This window comes from Paenibacillus sp. W4I10 (assembly GCF_030816325.1).
In the GTDB taxonomy this organism is placed as follows: Bacteria; Bacillota; Bacilli; order Paenibacillales; family Paenibacillaceae; genus Paenibacillus; species Paenibacillus amylolyticus_B.
This window is the reverse complement of sequence record NZ_JAUSXX010000001.1, coordinates 5,775,575-5,793,019: the sequence shown is the minus strand read 5'-3', so window position 1 is coordinate 5,793,019 and position 17,445 is coordinate 5,775,575. Positions and strand designations below refer to the sequence as shown.

General features: G+C 48.5%; 15 protein-coding genes. 7 read left to right on the top strand and 8 right to left on the bottom strand.

Annotation, left to right across the window (positions count from 1 at the left end; all coding sequences use genetic code 11):
* Window positions 1-27 precede the first annotated feature (27 nt).
* The 8 genes from QF049_RS26000 to QF049_RS25965 form a co-directional block, all read right to left on the bottom strand.
* The gene (locus QF049_RS26000; protein ID WP_307541719.1) at window positions 28-1,509 is read right to left on the bottom strand and encodes a phytoene desaturase family protein; all 1,482 of its coding nucleotides are present in this window, start codon (window positions 1,507-1,509) and stop codon (window positions 28-30) included.
* Entirely contained in the window at window positions 1,506-2,654 is a 1,149-nt protein-coding gene (locus tag QF049_RS25995) for a glycosyltransferase family 2 protein (protein WP_307541716.1), read from the bottom strand. Before QF049_RS25995 ends, QF049_RS26000 begins: the two co-directional genes overlap by 4 nt.
* 1 nt (window position 2,655) lies before the next feature.
* Complete coding sequence (locus QF049_RS25990; protein WP_307541714.1) at window positions 2,656-3,417, bottom strand: lysophospholipid acyltransferase family protein; 762 nt, start codon at window positions 3,415-3,417, stop codon at window positions 2,656-2,658.
* Window positions 3,386-4,153 (bottom strand): carotenoid biosynthesis protein, encoded by a 768-nt coding sequence (locus QF049_RS25985; protein ID WP_307541711.1) that lies wholly within the window; start codon window positions 4,151-4,153, stop codon window positions 3,386-3,388. Before QF049_RS25985 ends, QF049_RS25990 begins: the two co-directional genes overlap by 32 nt.
* Window positions 4,153-5,025, bottom strand: coding sequence for a phytoene/squalene synthase family protein (locus QF049_RS25980; RefSeq protein WP_307541709.1), 873 nt, complete (start codon window positions 5,023-5,025; stop codon window positions 4,153-4,155). Before QF049_RS25980 ends, QF049_RS25985 begins: the two co-directional genes overlap by 1 nt.
* Window positions 5,022-6,485: a phytoene desaturase family protein gene (locus QF049_RS25975; protein WP_307541707.1), complete on the bottom strand. Its 1,464-nt coding sequence runs from the start codon at window positions 6,483-6,485 to the stop codon at window positions 5,022-5,024. Before QF049_RS25975 ends, QF049_RS25980 begins: the two co-directional genes overlap by 4 nt.
* Window positions 6,482-8,032, bottom strand: coding sequence for a phytoene desaturase family protein (locus QF049_RS25970; RefSeq protein WP_307541705.1), 1,551 nt, complete (start codon window positions 8,030-8,032; stop codon window positions 6,482-6,484). The genes QF049_RS25975 and QF049_RS25970 overlap by 4 nt, the downstream gene beginning before the upstream one ends.
* Before the next feature lie 265 nt (window positions 8,033-8,297).
* Window positions 8,298-9,242, bottom strand: coding sequence for a MerR family transcriptional regulator (locus QF049_RS25965; RefSeq protein ID WP_091036242.1), 945 nt, complete (start codon window positions 9,240-9,242; stop codon window positions 8,298-8,300).
* A 267-nt stretch (window positions 9,243-9,509) separates the two neighbouring features.
* Here QF049_RS25965 and QF049_RS25960 point away from each other — a divergent pair, with 267 nt between their 5' ends.
* The 7 genes from QF049_RS25960 to QF049_RS25930 all read left to right on the top strand — a co-directional run bounded on the left by QF049_RS25960 (window position 9,510) and on the right by QF049_RS25930 (window position 17,220).
* Window positions 9,510-10,985 carry a phospholipase D family protein gene (locus QF049_RS25960; protein WP_307541702.1) on the top strand — a complete coding sequence of 492 codons (1,476 nt, stop codon included), beginning with the start codon at window positions 9,510-9,512 and terminating at the stop codon, window positions 10,983-10,985.
* A gap of 127 nt (window positions 10,986-11,112) precedes the next feature.
* Window positions 11,113-11,736: a TetR/AcrR family transcriptional regulator gene (locus QF049_RS25955; RefSeq protein WP_307541700.1), complete on the top strand. Its 624-nt coding sequence runs from the start codon at window positions 11,113-11,115 to the stop codon at window positions 11,734-11,736.
* Window positions 11,733-12,074, top strand: a complete 342-nt coding sequence (locus tag QF049_RS25950; protein WP_017691902.1) for a DMT family transporter — start codon at window positions 11,733-11,735, stop codon at window positions 12,072-12,074. Before QF049_RS25955 ends, QF049_RS25950 begins: the two co-directional genes overlap by 4 nt.
* Window positions 12,074-12,388 (top strand): DMT family transporter, encoded by a 315-nt coding sequence (locus QF049_RS25945; protein ID WP_017691901.1) that lies wholly within the window; start codon window positions 12,074-12,076, stop codon window positions 12,386-12,388. Before QF049_RS25950 ends, QF049_RS25945 begins: the two co-directional genes overlap by 1 nt.
* A 270-nt stretch (window positions 12,389-12,658) precedes the next feature.
* Window positions 12,659-12,790: a hypothetical protein gene (locus QF049_RS25940; RefSeq protein WP_256974927.1), complete on the top strand. Its 132-nt coding sequence runs from the start codon at window positions 12,659-12,661 to the stop codon at window positions 12,788-12,790.
* Between the two features lie 212 nt (window positions 12,791-13,002).
* Complete coding sequence (locus QF049_RS25935) at window positions 13,003-13,950, top strand: TetR/AcrR family transcriptional regulator (protein ID WP_307541696.1); 948 nt, start codon at window positions 13,003-13,005, stop codon at window positions 13,948-13,950.
* Window positions 13,951-13,983: 33 nt separating this feature from the next.
* The gene (locus QF049_RS25930; RefSeq protein ID WP_307541694.1) at window positions 13,984-17,220 is read left to right on the top strand and encodes an efflux RND transporter permease subunit; all 3,237 of its coding nucleotides are present in this window, start codon (window positions 13,984-13,986) and stop codon (window positions 17,218-17,220) included.
* The last annotated feature ends 225 nt before the right edge of the window (window positions 17,221-17,445 follow it).

The window sequence follows — 17,445 nt, the reverse complement described above, 5'->3', positions numbered from 1 at the left end:
CGGAGCACCACTATCTTTTATGCCAACTTATCTCAAAATTTCCGATGCCAACTGCTCACCAACAAGCTGCCCGGATAACGTCACAATCGGGGTTCCACCGCCTGGATGCGTTGTTCCGCCCACATACCAGAGTCCTTGTATATCTTTGCTTCGGTTACCCGGTCGCATGAAGGTCTGCTTCACGGAGTTGGATGAAATGCCGTAGATCGAGCCTTGATGCGCCAAAGTATCCCGTTCAATATCTCGCGGCGTATATCGGATCAGCACATCGGATTGGTTCAACCCGGTGATTCCCCGTCCTGCCAACTGTTCCAGCACAAACGCTCCGTAACGTTCCGTCTGCTGATCCCAATTCCATGAATCCGACAAGTAGGGGGCATTGACCAGAATGAACAGGTTACTGGCTCCCGCCGGAGCCATGCCCGCTTCCGAATAACCGGAATAACAGATGTAGATTGTGGGATCGTCTGGCATTTTACGGTCGCGGAAAATATGGTCGAACTCCGGTTCATACCGTTCCGGGAAGAAAACCGTATGATGCAACAGTGCATCATATTGCCTTCGAACACCTGCCAGCGTCACAAATCCCGAAATGGAGGGCTCATATTTCCGTATGCGGGCATCGCTCATCTCTTTCCGATGTTCCGGTGCGAGCAGCAGTCGATTCACGCTAAGCACATCGCCATTGGCAACCACCTGATCGGCTTCCCGGAAGCCTTGATCCGTATCCACGCCTGCCACTTTACCATTTCGAACAACAATCTGCCGGACCTCTGTACCGGTAATGATCTGCACACCTTTTTCCCGTGCCAGACGAGTCATTCCTTCGATCAGTTGATAGGTTCCGCCTTTGATCCCGTAGATGCCGACTTCTGCTTCCACATGACCCATCATGGCAAAGATAGAAGGCGATTGATACGGCGATGATCCCACATAGGTTGCGTACCGTCCGAACATAGCCAGCGTATGTGGATGCTGGAAATACGAACGCAACAGCTTATCCAGCTTCACCGTTGGCCGCACGCGGAGCAGGCTGCGCAGCATTTGGAGATTGTATTTGTCAGAAGGAGACAGCAGCAACTTACCGAGAAAATGACAATTGGCTTCCGCATATAGCGCAGCAGACTCATCCATAAATGCATCATAACGAGCCGCATCCTCCGGACTGTACGCTGCGATCTGCTCCTTCATCCACCCGCGATTACCTGACAAATCTACCACTGTGCCATCTGCGAATATATTACGCGTGCGCGGCTCTAACTCATATAACTGTACGTAATCTTCCATTGCTACTCCCGCATGGTCGAAGACTGAACGAAAGGTGGATGGCATCGTGATTGTGCTCGGTCCCCGGTCAAAATGATACCCGTCCCGCTCAATCTGTTGCAGCTTGCCACCTACGTGTTGCTGCCGTTCCAGAATGGTCACCTGCACACCTTGTGAAGCCAGTCGTATCGCACACGACAGACCTCCGAATCCTGCACCGATTATAATGACGTTACCTCTCAACTGTACCGCCTACCTTTCCATACATACCCCTTGCCGGAGCGGCCTGCCTGCCAAGAAGCGAGTCCGATGGCAATGACACAGGCCATGCTGACCGGTTGCAAAAGGGCAAGCCACCACGGTTGTCCGCCAGCATGATCTGCAACTCTTTTCACAGCCATACCTAATAATGTTCCAATCAATCCATACAGAATGGACATCGAACTGCCCATAAGGAGTCCAATAATCAAGCCCAGCGGAGGCACAATATACATCAGTGTATACATCAACATCGTGCCAAGCAGCAGTACGTCTTTACGCCCCATACCTTCGTACATGTTTTTCTTGTATCCATTCCATACTTCTGCACCGTTCTGATACATGCGGGTATTTGTTACGTCATGCACATCTGTCAGCATCACCGGATGACCTGCACGCTTGACCGCTTTGGCAAGACTCATGTCATCCACCAGATGCGCCTGAATGGCAGCATGACCGCCGGATGCTTCGTAACTGGAGCGGTGAATCAGCAAAAAAGCCCCCGTAGCGGCCACAAACATCGGACTGGATGATCTGCGTATCATGAAAATGGGCAGGTGACTGGTGATGGTGAAGACCATCATGGGTACAACAAGTTTTTCCATCCACGTCTTTGTCACCTGATAAGGAAATCCGGTTACCAGACCCCCACTCTGCTCACACCCTGCCGCAAGAGTCTGTCGAATCGCACTTGGTTCCAGACGCACATCCGCATCCACGAACATAAACCATTCTCCCTTGGCCTCCTGAACCAGCCTGTGACACGCATGGGATTTCCCCATCCAGCCTTCGGGAAGATCGACGCCATGCAGCAGGCGCACACGTGCATCACGATCCGCAATCCCTTGTACCATGGCCGCTGTCTCATCTTCAGAACGATCATCCAGCACCAATACTTCCATCCGGAATCCCGACGTATCACTCGCAAGCACACTTTCCAGACATCCTTCAATATGTAGTCTTTCATTTCTGGCTGGAATCAGTACCGATACCAGCAGGTCTGATGGCTGTATTCGGTCTGCTCGAAATGAACGCACTTTGGGCAGACAGGAGACGTTCCATAGAGCGAACAGCAACTGTATGCCTAATATGCAGGTAAGCACAATCCAGAAGATTTCAGATGCATTCATGCTAACGGTTCCCCCGCTTTCGTGCCGCATTGTATTTTTCACTTGTCGAACGTACATGACGAATCAGCGGAAGCGCATCTGGCAAACTTCCCTGTCCCAACCGTACAAGCTCTGATCTATGATCGTCTAACTGCTGTTCCAGCACATCGCCGAGTCTGGCGGCAATCTCTTCACTCTTGAACGCCTTCCAGTCTTCCATCACAGCCGGGCCCGCCTGCATCGAAATTTCCGGTAAATCATGCTGGACCATCCCGTGGCACAAGGTTACCGGCACGGCGATAGCATTCGGAGAGCGACGAAGCAGCAATCCGATGCCAGGACGGAACCGAATCGGTCTGGCCTCCTGATGCAGAATTTCTCCTTGTGGAAAAACCCAGACCCTTTTACCCGAATCCAGCAGTTCACCGGTGTACTGTAGAGAGGTCCGAATACCGGACGCACTCTCCTTATTGATCGAATACGCACCCAATTTACGAAAAAAGGCATATTGCTGAAGCTGTTGCTCCTCCATCATCACATAATGATCACCCCGCGATGTCTGCCTGGCCGCATGATAGAGCAGCAGACCATCCCACCAGGAACTGTGGTTCATGAAGTAGATCACCGGACGAGTCGGATCAATCGGGGAGTTGTCCCTGATGTCCACCTGCGGGTCCAGTGACCCTGTGAGCGTGAAGGAGCGGAAGCGCCGACGCAGCAGATAATAATGATTGTATAAGGCAAAAATATGATTAAACGGTTTTGATTTTACGGCGCGAATCATAGAGCCAGCTCCCTTCGGCAAGAAGCACACCAGCAATGGCGATGATAAAGCTGCCCGTAATTCCTTCCTTGAGGGCAAGCAGGCCGAACAGAAGAATAAACAGCTGATACAACCATTTCGCACGCAGCAATGAGCTACAGTCATTAGGCATGGCCGGAAGGAAGAGGGACAGGAATGCGCCCATGATAAACCAGCTTATGTAATTGGTCCACGGGACACCGTAGAACCCCCCTGGAGCCTGCCATTCCCAGAATCCTCTCGCATGCGCAACAGGGTCGAGTACCAGGTCGAGTACAATCGCCCAGAACCCGGTCTTCACTGCCCGAAGCAATCTGCCAGTCCAGGTTGAACCGCCGCCACTTAACAGCGCCGAGTTACCCACCACTGCGATCCAGGCGAAACCCAGCGTAACCGGTACACTGAACAGATGAATCCCGAAGAAGTCTGAGTAAGCATACTCACCAAAGGGCCAATGCGTATGCACTCCTACCCACTCTACGCCCATACCTCCAAGCCAGATGATCACAGAGGATATCCAAAGTCCGGGTTTCAGCCAGATGACTGACTGGTCGGACAGGCCTGTCCGATTACGCCCTTGACAGATCAGATCCAGCACATACAATGCGTAGAAGATTAGAAATAAACCATTTGAAAAAGATAATACGTCAGGCACGCCGATCGTTAACATCAAGGTTGCTCCAATGACATACCACGCCCAGTAAAGCCACTGGATCATCAGGATACCGCCGTTCGGGAGGCTTGATAGGCCAGCATCGGGTAACGTTTCGCAATCGCACCCAGCATCTCCAGTTTCAATTCATCGCTAACATATGCCCGTTTGGTATATACGCCATAATCGTTGCGTTCAACGGCGTGTAGAATGGTGGAGTAAAAGGCTGTTGCCAGCTCGATGGAAAACGCACTTTCCGTTGGGTACGTATCCAGACGATCCATGCCAATACGGAACCAGTTCAATGCTGCAGCTTTTAATTCATGAACAATGGCAATAAAGCGTTCGTCCACGATTCCGTCTTCAAAGTCCTGCTCGGTGTAACCATGCTTCTCCATGATCTCCAGCGGAACATACCGGCGCACTCTGGCCCGATCTTCACCAACATCACGAATAATATTAACGATCTGCATCCCTTTACCCAAAGCAATCCCGTTCACGGCTACTTCTGCGCCGTTATCATCCCGCAATACAGGCAACAACATCTCGCCTACGGTCCCGGCCACCAGATAACAATAATGCTCCAGTTCCTGCATCGTTGCATAATGCGTTACGTTAAGATCTGTGAGCTGCCCTTCCATCTGACGGAAAAATGGGCCCTTATCCAGATGAGGAAAACTGCTGAACAACCATCTCAGTGCTGGCCAGATAAAGTGTCCTTCCGCGTCGTCTAGTCGATCAAACAAATCATGGATCTCGTGAATCGTATATGGCGAATATTCCGGCTCGTCTACACTGTCATCAATCATGCGGCAGAAGGCATAAATGACATATATCGCTTCCCGACGTGGACTTGGCAGCCCTCTAAAGGCCTGATAAAAAGAGGAAGAACCCTTTTGCATCAACTCTTCACACCTGCTCAAAATCGCTTCATTCATGTTCCCATCTCCTTCATGAGTTGATTGACGGCCATACGTGCACTCTGCATTACAATCGGCACTCCGCCACCTGGATGTACAGATGCTCCTGCGGCATATAATCCCTTTATATTAGGGAATGGTTTGGGTTGCGGTCGGTATACACCGGACTGGAACAATACAGGTGCTATACCGAAGCTTCCGCCACCATAGAGACCGTCTCGCTCTGCGTCAGCGGGTGTACGCACCTTTTTCCACTTGATCGCTGCACGAAGTCCCGGGAATCCACGTTGCTCCGCTTCTTCCAGTACACGTTCTGCCAATGCTTCGCTCTCTTGATCCCAGTCGACACCTTCGGCATCAGGCACCGGAATGAGGAAATATAATACACTCTGTCCTTGAGGTGCTGCAGTTTCATCCAATGCGACCGGATTAAATACGTAAAATGAGGACTTTGCCGGAATGCGTCGCTGATTGAACACTTCCTGCAAACTGCCTTCAAGACTCGGTGGCAGGAAGAACTGGTGCGTCGTTGTATCTTCCCAGGTTTTGTCCACGCCAACGTAGAGCAATACACATCCGGAAGATGGGCGATACGGTTTTCTTTTCCGCGGAGCCTTAGGCAACTGACCAAGCAATCCCGAGAGATGGGGAAAATCACCATTATAGATAACTGCATCCACATGTTCTGCGCCTTCTGCCGTTTCTATACCTTCACATACACCATTTTCAATCGTGAGGCCTGTAACTTCCGCATTCAGCACAACACGTCCACCACGTGAGATCAGTTCCTGTTCCAGAATGGCCGGCAATGCTGCATACCCGCCCTTCACCATCCAGATCCCATATTCATGCTCTGCATAGGGAAGCAGGGAGTAGATGCCTGGCGTCCCAAATGGTGATCCACCGATGTATAGACTTTGTAGCGAGTAAGCGTCTAGCAATTCCTCATGCTGAAAATAATCACCTACCGCTTTCCGGACACTTTTGTGTGCACGCAATCTGCCCATGAGTGACATGAGAGATGGTGTGAAGAAATCCCTTTTGCGCGGAAAGGCCCGTTCCAGAAACGCTGCCCGTCCTGCAGGAAATAACGTGTCCATGTCTTTCATGAATCGTGTGAATCCCCGGCTCTCTCCCGGGAACAAACGTTCAATCTCAGCCGTCTGCTCCTCACGTGACGTCATCTTGGTCATGACACGACCACTGTGATAGTGCACTCTGTATAGCGGATCACAGCGAAGCAACTCAATCTTCGAACGATCTACGCCTGCTTCCTCCAGTATGCCAAGTAACATCTCCGGCAGAAGCACGATGGTCGGCCCCTGATCGATCCGGTACTCTCCTTCCTGCTCATATCCAATGCGTCCGCCAACGCGGGAACCCCGTTCATACACGGTGACATCCCATCCCTGACGGTTCAACAACAACGCAGAAGTAAGTCCGCCAATTCCTGCCCCTACAATGGCGGCCCGCTTCATGAATGCCCTCCGGCTTCTGCAGTCTTCACATAAGAGGATGGTTTCAAGCGCGTGCGAGCGTCCTCTTCCTGGATCAGTCTGACACTGATCCGTGCCGATTCGAAGATCGTGGGCAACCCGCTACCCGGATGTGTTCCGCCGCCTACCAGCCATACACTTTTCAACTCTTCAAACTGGTTATGAGGACGCAGGTACATCATCTGACCCAAATTATGTGCCATATTAAACGTTGCTCCCCGATACACATCCAGTTCAGTCTCCCAATCGAGTGGAGTGAACAGCATACATTCTTCAATACGGCTGCGTATGTCTGCCAGCTCAGGAATGCCTTCCATGCGTTTCATCATGGCCTCTTGCACATTCTCCCGTTCTGCCTCCCAATCAATGTCTGCGGTAAGGTTAGGCGTAGGCATAAGAACATATAAAGCAGATTTCCCTTCCGGTGCCAGCGTCGAATCAAGTCTGGAAGGGTTATGAATATATAGAGATGGATCGGCTGATAACATTTTGTGCTTTGTAATCTCATCAACGTTCAACCGGTAGTCCTCGGGAAAATAGATCGAGTGATGCGGCAGGTCCACCTCACCATCCACACCCAGATACAGCATTGCTGTAGAGCAGGAATACTTTTTGCGTTTCATTTTCTCCGGGGTATATTTCTTAAGCACGCCTGGTTCGAAAAGATGATTCACCGCATGTGCAAAGTCGGCGTTCACCACCACATGGTCCGCATCGATGCGTTCACCGTTCTCAAGCAACACACCTTCTGCACGACCATTGCGAACGATGACCTGTTTCACCGGGGTGGAAGTATGTATTCGTCCTCCGTATTCTTCCACGACATCAGCCATGGCTTGGAAGATCCGATTCACGCCGCCAATGGGGTGGAACAATCCGTAGTGATGCTCAATAAACGATAAGATGGTAAAGGTACCCGGACAATCCCAGGCAGACATGCCAAGATATTTGGATTGGAATGTAAATGCCCAGCGTAGACGCTCATCTGTAAAATAGCGGGACAAGATTCCATAGACTGTATTGTGGACATCAAGCTTGGGTAGAGCTGTTACCGCATCCTTGCGTAAATAGTCAGTCAGCTTGCCAAAAGGACGACGGAGCAAAGGCATGACTTTGCCAAACTTCACTTCTTCTTCTTGCATGAACCGAAGGTAATTGTCTTCATTGCCCGGAAACAATTCCTTAATCTGTGCAGCTGTATCTTCCCGATTACGAGAAGGCGTGAACACCTTATCACCAAAGTTCAGTGCGTACAGTGGGGTTAACTCTTTCATATGCACATAATCGGATAACTTACGTCCCACCACGTCGAACATCTCTTCAATCAGCTGAGGCATCATCAAAAATGTAGCACCCCGGTCGAATAGATATTCACCCAGTTCCAATCTGGCAGAACGCCCCCCGATGACTGGCTGTTTCTCATACACATCTACCTCGTACCCCTGACCGGACAATAACATCGCTGCTGCAAGTCCACCCGGACCTGCGCCAATAACAGCTGCACGTTTGCGTTGTTGATTCGGTATCATGCCACTCACCTTTCTATGTAGGGAATTCCTATAGTTCTCTAGCCCCTAATCTATTATTAAACCGCCCAAGAACACTTTAAGCGGTAACTAGCAAAAACATTATACAAATATAATACAAATATTATACGACCTTGTAAACCAAAAAATGACCCGTCGGTCAAAACACGAGGATACTCCATTTATAAACACAAAAAACACCCCTTGATCACTTTCGTCAAAGGATGTCCTGTATTCACTAACCTATTCATATCATTTGAGATTATGTTTAGTTATTTGCCTGTCCAAACCTCGCACCAGTTGGTCGATTTGCGAGATATTCACGTTCTATCCATGATTGCCAATCCGCTGAATCCTCTGGCATAATCCATTGCGGGTAACGAGCATGTTCTGCACGCTCATAGCCCTTTCCACCAAGTACAAAGCGAATATGTGGAAACTCGTTTTTAATTCGCTCTATAAGCTGATCACACCGTTCAAGAAGCCCTGGACTTGTGATCGAAAGGCAGACCAACTTGATCTTTTGCTCCCGAATAATCGGGAAGATGCCTTCTTCTGGCGTGTTCGCACCGAGATACAGTACTTCCGCTCCATTTTTACGCATAAAAAGAGAGAACAGCAGCAATCCAACCTGATGGTGCTCCCCCTCCGGACACAACGCCAGAACTTTGGGCAGATGCGGATAGATCGGGAACAGATGGAAAAACTGATAAAACCGCTGTGAAATCAGCTGTGTCATAAAGTGTTCCTGCGCTACCGAAGCCCTGCCTTGCTCCCATGCATCTCCAACCCGAACCAGAATGGGCACCAACACATGATAGAACATCGAGTCATACCCATACATGGTGAAACCAAAATCAATCAAACCATTGGCACGTTCACCCTGAAAGTTGTAGAGCGAGTCATAGATCTGATCTGCCATGCGTGCGTAGGCTTCTTCCATCGTAGGCACCGGAGCCATGATCGGCGTGGGCACAGCCTCGGGCGGATTTAATTTGTTTACTTTCAACATCCGTACCGCTTCCGAAATATTGGTCTGATGTAGCTCAACCTGTTCTTTTAACCAGCGCAGATCCGCAACATTCTCTTCGGTATACATTCGATAACCCGATTCCGTCCGCTCAGGGGTGACCGCACTGTACCGATTCTCCCAAGCCCGGAGCGTTACCGTCGGGATACCGAGCATGGCTGCGACTTGTTTGATGGAATACACCTTATTACCCACTTTCTTTCCTAAATGTCCAGATTTCAAAGGTTATATCATTGGTTCCCCGTCCTTGTCAGGCATATGAAAACCCTGACATTCTACAAAAATAATACACTCATTATACACAACGCTCAGACACCTGTCGATTGCATAATGCCAATTTTGCCATATGCATTTTACCGCTACATCAGTTATTCTACCGGGTTTTCCTGCGTCAACATTATCATCCGTGTGGTAATAGAAGTCAGCAAGTACAGAAGGGGGAGTCCACCGTTGGTCTCATTACGCCGCCATACATCAGACCGCAAGTCTTCACGCGGCAAATTTCCATACATACGAACAGGACTTGTCCTATTGGTCCTATGGCTCATCGCAGTCATGCTCTATCAGACCTACAAACCATTACCACCGGGTATTTCCTACGAAAGTCCGGAGTATCGTGTGGATCAAGTCGATTTCCTTCATGACCTCACATATCCTTCCTCCGATGGACAGATGCAGCACGAACAGCAGATTTTCCAGCGCATGATGCAGATTGTGCAGGAAGCAGAGCAGTTTGTCCTGGTGGATATGTTCCTGTTCAATAATTATCAGCACAAGGGACAGAACTTTCCTCCCGTGAGTACTGAATTCACCGAAGCGCTGGTCGCCAAAAAAAATCAGCATCCTGATATGGACATCTGGTTTATTACAGATGAAGTAAATACCAACTATAACTCAGCACCCAATCCGTTGCTGGAACAAATGAAACAAGCAGGCATTCATGTGGTCATCACGGATCTGGACCCTTTGCGTGATTCAACTCCAGTATACTCTGCGGTCTGGCGGACCTTCTTCCAATGGTTCGGCCAATCTGGAGATGGCTGGATCAAAAACCTTATGGCCACGGATGGTCCGGATGTAACGGTCCGTTCCTATCTCAAGCTGCTCAATGTGAAAGCAAATCATCGCAAAGTTGTCGTTAGTGAGAAGACGGCGATTGTCTCTTCTGGCAATATTCATGATGCGAGTGCCTACCACTCGAACATTGCATTTGAAGTAACAGGTCCAATCATTGGCGATATTCTTCAGTCAGAGCAAGCTATTCTCGACATCTCAGGTGGAGGCCAGGTTCCTGCCTACACAGCTCCTTCCCCGGATTCAAACACGGGAGATTTGCGAATACGCTATTTAACTGAAGGCAAAGTGAATGACGCTGTACTCCATGAGATCAATCAGGCTGGCAAAGGTGACACCTTATGGATGGGCATGTTCTATGTGGCCTCTCCGAAAGTATTGGAAGCCCTGCTGGAAGCCGCAAAACGAGGAACCGAGATCCGGCTTGTACTTGATCCAAATGAAAATGCCTTTGGTCAGGAAAAGATCGGTATTCCGAACCGTCCTGTCGCTGCTGAATTGCATGATAAATCCGACGGTAAAATTCAGATCCGCTGGTATAACACCACCAAGGAGCAATACCACACCAAGATGATCTATATTGCCAAAGCAACCGGTGATCATATTGTCCTCGGGGGTTCAACCAACTTCACACCTCGAAACCTGAATGACTACAATCTGGAGAATGATCTATGGGTTGCTGCTCCTCCAGACAATAAGTTCACGCTTGATATCGCGAATTATTTCGAGCGTATTTGGAATAATAATGATGCCGAATTCACGTTAGACCTGGATGAGTTCCAGGAGAAGACTACGTTTTTGAAAGGTATCCTATATAAGCTGCAACTGATTCTGGGTTTTACAACCTTTTGATTAAAAACCACATTCATACCTAGTTATGTCCGTCTGTACTCTACTGTGCAGACGGATATTTTCATCTTGACAGGCGATGTGAAGTGTGAAAATATAATTACCTAACGACCGTTAGGAAGGTGATTGAATGACTGCACAATCCATTCGGGATGCAGCCCTGTTCCATTTTGCCAGAGATGGCTATGAGGGAGCTTCTCTGAGAGCTATTGCTGATGAAGTCGGGATTAAAAAACCGTCCATATATGCGCATTTTAGCTGCAAGGATGACTTGTTTTTACACACACTTGCCTTTGCTTTTCACGAGGTAAAACGGCACACACTGGAATATTTCCGCGATCATGCGGATCTGCCATTGGAGCAGAGGCTGAAAGGCTTGCTGATCTGGTTCGAACAAGAATACAACGCCCATGCTTCGGCTCGTTTGATGCTGCGTAATTGTTTTTACCCACCCCTTTCTCTGTATGGCGAAGTGATGGATCAGGTGTATCCGTTTATCGATGGCATGGAACGAGCACTGACTCGTCTGCTGCAAAGGGCAATGCGTAATGGAGATATACCGCCCCTTCCCGCGGAACAAGCCGCCATTGCATTTATGACGTTCCTCGACGGTATTACCGTGGAGATTATCTATGGAAGTTCCCGTCGGTACAAGAGACGGTTGGAAGCATCCTGGCCTGTCTTTTGGCATGGCATTCATCATTTGAACGAAGAGGCACAAAGCGTTGTGCCGGAAGGAGATTTAACAACATGAACCGCAACTGGTTATATGTATTTATCGGTGGAATTATTGAGATTGTCTGGGTAAGCGGGCTGAAACATGCCTCGAATGCCTGGGAGTGGACTTTGACGGGGATTGCCATCGTGATCAGTTTTGGACTGATCATTGCCGCTTCCAAAAGGCTGCCTGTGGGTACGGTATATGCCGTCTTTACGGGAATTGGTACGGCGGGCACCGTCCTTACGGAGATGGTACTGTTCGGTGAGCCGTTCCGCTTGGCCAAAGTATTGCTCATCGGGCTGCTGCTCTGCGGCGTAATCGGACTGAAGCTGGTTACGGATCAGCAAGAAGCCAAAGGAGGTGCAGTATAATGGCTTGGATGGCAATTGTAGGTGCAGGGATATGTGAAATTTTCGGCGTAATCGGTATTAATGGTGCTTCCACCAAGAAAGGATGGCCATACATTGTACTTATGCTGGTGTCGTTTGTGTTCAGCTTCTCGTTGTTGTCCTACGCCATGACGTCCATTCCCATGGGCACAGCGTATGCCGTGTGGACGGGGATCGGGACGGTCGGCAGTACGTTAACAGGCATGTTCCTGTTCGGTGAACGGAAAGAAGCGAAGCGTATCCTGTTTATCGCAATGATTTTGGTTGCAGCCGTTGGTCTGAAACTGATCACATAACGGAACGAAATGAAGTTACACTTTATATCTCCGGTGATAGCATATGCTTCCGAAGAAGCTTTCTTACAGAAAGCTTTAAGGCGAACACTTCGTTTCTTCAAGTCGGTTCTGCAATCTCCGTTATCGTGTAATTCTTAGCTTCCATTATGATATCTATTAAATTCTGTAATATAAAAAAGACGACTTCGATCAGGAAGTCGTCTTTTTTGGGATATGATATAAATAGGGAACCTCTTTATACTCTGCCACGTAAGAAAGGATGTCGTAATCATGAGAAAATTATTGGCACGCATGGGCTCTTATACAGGGTATACCCTTCTGATCGGGATGGCCATCTTCTATCTCATCGCTCTAGTCGCCATTATTATACTCGCCTTGTACGCCTTCACTGGAGGAGCCTAACTTAAACGTTCTTGATAGCAACACCCAATCGTACATACAGGCTACACTTTGTTACATGTTGTTCTTTTTCCCTTTGATCATCCTCTTTCCTCAATATTAGTTTTCCAATTTACTCCCATTTGAATTCCTTCAACCAGATCGTTTATACTTGGTTTGACCTTAAAGTCAATTCAAGAACTCACAAGTTCCCTGATGAGGTGAATGTATCGTTAATGAACCCTATACATGAAATGAATGAGAAGAAAAAACTCATCATTACTACAGCACTCAAGTTATTCTCATCCAAAGGCAGTGCTGCAACATCCATGCAAGAGATTGCCGAACTATGCGGGATGTCCAAAGGCAGCCTTTATATCATGTTCAAATCCAAAGAGGAATTAGAAGCCAGTACGCTGGAGTACTGCATGTACACGCTTATGGACGAGATGACGCAGATTGAGCATGAAACCAGCCTCTCCTCGCGAGAACGCCTGCACAAGCAGATCGAAACACTGCTCATTCATGTAGCCGAATTCAAGGAATTTTTGCGGGTACAGATGCGCAGCATGATGATGGATGATGAGCAACATCGCAAGGAACAATGCAATCCGTTGCAAAGAGACTTGGAGATCCGTACCTTACATTGGTTTAAAGATAAGTTGGAAGAGCAGTATGGACGGGAGATTGAACCTTATACGATTGATCTTATTTTGTTGACACACGGACTGTTCCTCTCCTATGTCAAAATCTGGTTTACAGAGATGCCATCTCTCACTGTTAATAAAATGGCAACAAACTTGCTGCAAATGATGGATTATGCCGCACATGGATTCCTTAACCAGCGACCTGAGCCTTTGATTCCTTTGGAGGAATGGCCTGCCTGGATTACCGAGGCCCATCCAGATTCCACGGTGATGCGACATCCTATCCATATCATCAAACAAATGCAGGATATCGCTGCCTCCGATTTGCCACCAGGGCAACCGAAGAATGATGCACTTGAAACCATTGCCATTCTCAGGCAGGAGATGATGGAATTCACGCCGCGGCGTGCCATTATTCTGGGCATGATGCACAATCTGGAGAACGTAACTGCCATTCAACCCTTGCATTCCGAGCTTCAGCATATTTTGGATGCCATGTATAGCCGGTTCATCCCTGCTGACTCGTCACACACATAAACAGGAGAAACAGAGAGGAGAAGAAACCATCGTATGAAAGGTATTATTAATTTTTCACTGAACAACAAGTTTGCGATCTGGATTCTGACGATTATCATCTCTTTCGCAGGTTTGTACAGCGGATTGACGATGAAACAAGAGACAATCCCGAACATCAACGTACCGTTTCTGAATGTCACTGCCATTGATCCGGGGGCTGCACCGGAGGGAATTGTTGAGGATGTCACGAAGCCGCTGGAAGTAAAACTACGTAATGTAGATGGCGTGAAGACGGTGACCTCCACTTCCATGGAGAACGCAGCATCTATTACACTCGAATTTGATTATGGAACTGATCTGACCAACGCAACTGCAACCGTTCGTGAGGCACTGAATGAAGTTCAATTGCCTGACAGCGTGCAGAAGCCGACCATTTCCAAATTCAGCATTAACTCTTTCCCGGTTGTATCTCTGAGCCTGTCTGACAAGGACGGCGGTGACCTGGAACAATTGACACGACTGGTTGAATCGGATATTCAGCCTGCACTCGAAGATATTGACGGTGTAGCTCAGGTTCAGGTTTCCGGTCAATATGTGAAAGAAGTTCAATTGAAGTTTGACCAAGCTAAAATGGCCGAGCTGGGCCTAACTGAAGATACGGTAAACGGCATCGTTCAAGGTTCATCCATTCGTGTGCCCCTTGGACTGTTTGAACTGGATAAATCCCAGAAAGCCGTTGTCGTAGATGGCAACATCATCGACATCGATGATCTAAAAAACCTTGCCATTCCAGTCGTACCTGGCGGTGCTGGGGCTTCCACAGGCAATGGTGCAAGCGCAGCCCCACAAGGCACTGGAGCACCAACTGGTGAAGCTAGCCAAGGTACCGCTCCTGGCTCTGCACAAGGAACGGACCCGGCTGCAGGGCAAGCTGCTGGCGGTAATGCTAGTGTAGGTAGCCCATCAGGCGCTGCCAACGCGCCTGGCATTCCAACTGTAAAACTAAGTGAAATAGCCAAGATCGACGTCATCGGTCAAGCGGAATCCATTTCCCGGACAGACGGCAAGGAATCGATCGGTATTTCCGTTGTAAAATCCAATGACGCCAACACGGTTGATGTCGTGAATGCAGTCAAAGACAAAGCTGAAGAGTTGCAGAAGCAGTTCAAAAACGCTGATCTGACTGTACTGCTTGACCAAGGTAAACCGATCCAGGACTCGGTGAACACGATGCTGGGCAAAGCCGTTTTTGGTGCTTTGTTTGCTATCCTGATCATCTTGCTGTTCCTGCGTAATATTCGTTCAACCATTATCTCCATAATCTCGATCCCGCTCTCCTTGCTCATGGCATTGACTGCGCTCAATATAATGGATATTACCTTGAACATGATGACACTGGGTGCCATGACGGTTGCCATCGGACGGGTTGTCGATGACTCCATCGTTGTTATCGAGAACATCTACCGCAGATTAACACTCAAAGGTGAGAAACTGAAAGGCCGTGAACTGGTTCGCGAAGCAACGCGCGAGATGTTTGTGCCAATCCTTTCTTCCACAATCGTAACGATTGCGGTATTCCTGCCACTGGCATTGGTAAGCGGTATGGTGGGCGAGCTGTTCCTGCCATTTGCATTGACCATGGTATTTGCCTTGCTGGCATCCCTGATCGTTGCCATTACCATCGTGCCGATGCTTGCGCATTCCCTTTTCCGTAAAGGGCTGAAGAACAAGCAGAATCACGAAGAAAAACCAGGCAAGATGGCGGAAGGTTACAAACGCCTGCTGAACTGGACACTATCACACAAACTCATCACGGTCAGTATTGCAGTGATCCTGCTGGTCGGCAGTTTGTTCCTGTACCCGTTCATCGGTGCAAGCTTCTTGCCAGAACAACAGGATAAATATGTGACTATTACGTACAGCCCGCAAACCGGAGCTTTGCGTGAAGATGTAGAAAAAGAAGCACTTGTTGCCGAGAAGTGGTTGCTGAAACAACCGGGTCTGGAGAAAATGCAATATTCCATCGGCGGAAGCAATCCACTGAGCAGTATGGGTGGCGGTAGCTCAAACTCGGCTCTCTTCTATATTGAATATAACGAAGATACAAAAGACTTTACAAAAGTGAAGGAACAACTAGTAGAAGGTCTGAAAAAAGAAGTTACCGTAGGAACCTGGAATGAGCTCGACATGTCCGGCGGTCTGGGTGGTAGTGGCCTGAGCCTATCCATCTATGGCGATAATGTAGAGCAACTCAAACCTGTATCGGACGAAATTCTGAAACTGGTTGAAGCGGATACGGATAATTTTGAAAAAGCAGATACCACACTCGCTGACACTTACGGGCAGTATACGCTCGTGGCAGATCAGGAGAAACTAAGTTCCTTGGGCCTGACTGCAGGCCAACTGGCCATGGCATTGAGCCCGGCACGGGAACGTCCTGTGCTCACGGAAGTCGATATTGATAACAAAACGTATAAAGTATATGTAGAGACAGACGATAAAACATTCAGCAGCATTAATGAGATTGAGGATGAGACCGTCACTTCACCGCTTGGCATCGAAGTACCGATTAAAGATGTTGCCAAAGTGGAAGAAGGCACATCCCCGAACTCTATCATGCAAATTGACGGTAAGGTGGTTGTACAAGTTACAGCCAACATCCTGGCTTCGGATGTAACGAAAGCTTCGAGTAACTTACAGGCTGAGATCGACAAGTTGGATCTGCCTGATGGCGTTGAAGTGAAGTTCGGCGGTACAACCGAACAGATTAATGATACCTTTACTCAGCTTGGTCTCGCCATGCTGGCAGCCATCGCCATTGTATACTTCGTGCTTGTTGTAACATTCGGCGGCGGTTTGGCACCATTCGCCATCCTGTTCTCCCTGCCATTTACGGTGATTGGTATTATGGTAGGTCTGTTCATCGCTGGTGGTACACTTGACGTCTCCGCCATGATGGGTGGATTGATGCTCATCGGGATCGTGGTCACCAACGCCATCGTGTTGATTGACCGTGTTATTCACAAGGAAAAAGAGGGTATGCCTACCCGTGAAGCCTTGCTGGAAGCCGGTGCAACTCGTCTGCGTCCAATTCTGATGACCGCTCTCGCAACCATCGGTGCCCTGTTGCCACTGGTTACGGGTCTCGAAGAGAGTGCGGGTATCATCTCCAAAGGATTGGGAATTACCGTAATCGGCGGTCTGATCAGTTCCACGCTGCTCACGCTGGTTATCGTACCGATTGTGTATGAGTTCCTGATGAAATTTAAAAAGAAAAGAATCGAAGATTAAGAAGTAGAGAGTCGTTCTCATGTAACGGTTCGAGTCGAACTTAAATACAGACTATAATATTTAGCTTCTCGCCCCTTAGCGCATATTGGAATGGTTATAAATTCCGATATAAAGCTAAGGGGCTTTTTTATGTAAATTCACACGAGACATTGACTGACATAGAAATGCTTCATTTTAATCAAAATCACAAAAAATACAGACCCATTTGTCATTTGAAACAAATGA

Bases quoted from the DNA above. Each gene is read 5' to 3' on its own strand.
- QF049_RS25975 (WP_307541707.1), bottom strand. From the start codon at position 6,485: ATGAAGCGGGCCGCCATTGTAGGGGCAGGAATTGGCGGACTTACTTCT.
- QF049_RS25950 (WP_017691902.1), top strand. From the start codon at position 11,733: ATGAACCGCAACTGGTTATATGTATTTATCGGTGGAATTATTGAGATT.
- QF049_RS25980 (WP_307541709.1), bottom strand. From the start codon at position 5,025: ATGAATGAAGCGATTTTGAGCAGGTGTGAAGAGTTGATGCAAAAGGGT.
- QF049_RS25930 (WP_307541694.1), top strand. From the start codon at position 13,984: ATGAAAGGTATTATTAATTTTTCACTGAACAACAAGTTTGCGATCTGG.
- QF049_RS25995 (WP_307541716.1), bottom strand. From the start codon at position 2,654: ATGAATGCATCTGAAATCTTCTGGATTGTGCTTACCTGCATATTAGGC.
- QF049_RS25990 (WP_307541714.1), bottom strand. From the start codon at position 3,417: ATGATTCGCGCCGTAAAATCAAAACCGTTTAATCATATTTTTGCCTTA.
- QF049_RS25940 (WP_256974927.1), top strand. From the start codon at position 12,659: ATGAGAAAATTATTGGCACGCATGGGCTCTTATACAGGGTATACCCTT.
- QF049_RS25970 (WP_307541705.1), bottom strand. From the start codon at position 8,032: ATGATACCGAATCAACAACGCAAACGTGCAGCTGTTATTGGCGCAGGT.
- QF049_RS25955 (WP_307541700.1), top strand. From the start codon at position 11,113: ATGACTGCACAATCCATTCGGGATGCAGCCCTGTTCCATTTTGCCAGA.
- QF049_RS25945 (WP_017691901.1), top strand. From the start codon at position 12,074: ATGGCTTGGATGGCAATTGTAGGTGCAGGGATATGTGAAATTTTCGGC.
- QF049_RS25985 (WP_307541711.1), bottom strand. From the start codon at position 4,153: ATGATCCAGTGGCTTTACTGGGCGTGGTATGTCATTGGAGCAACCTTG.
- QF049_RS25935 (WP_307541696.1), top strand. From the start codon at position 13,003: ATGAACCCTATACATGAAATGAATGAGAAGAAAAAACTCATCATTACT.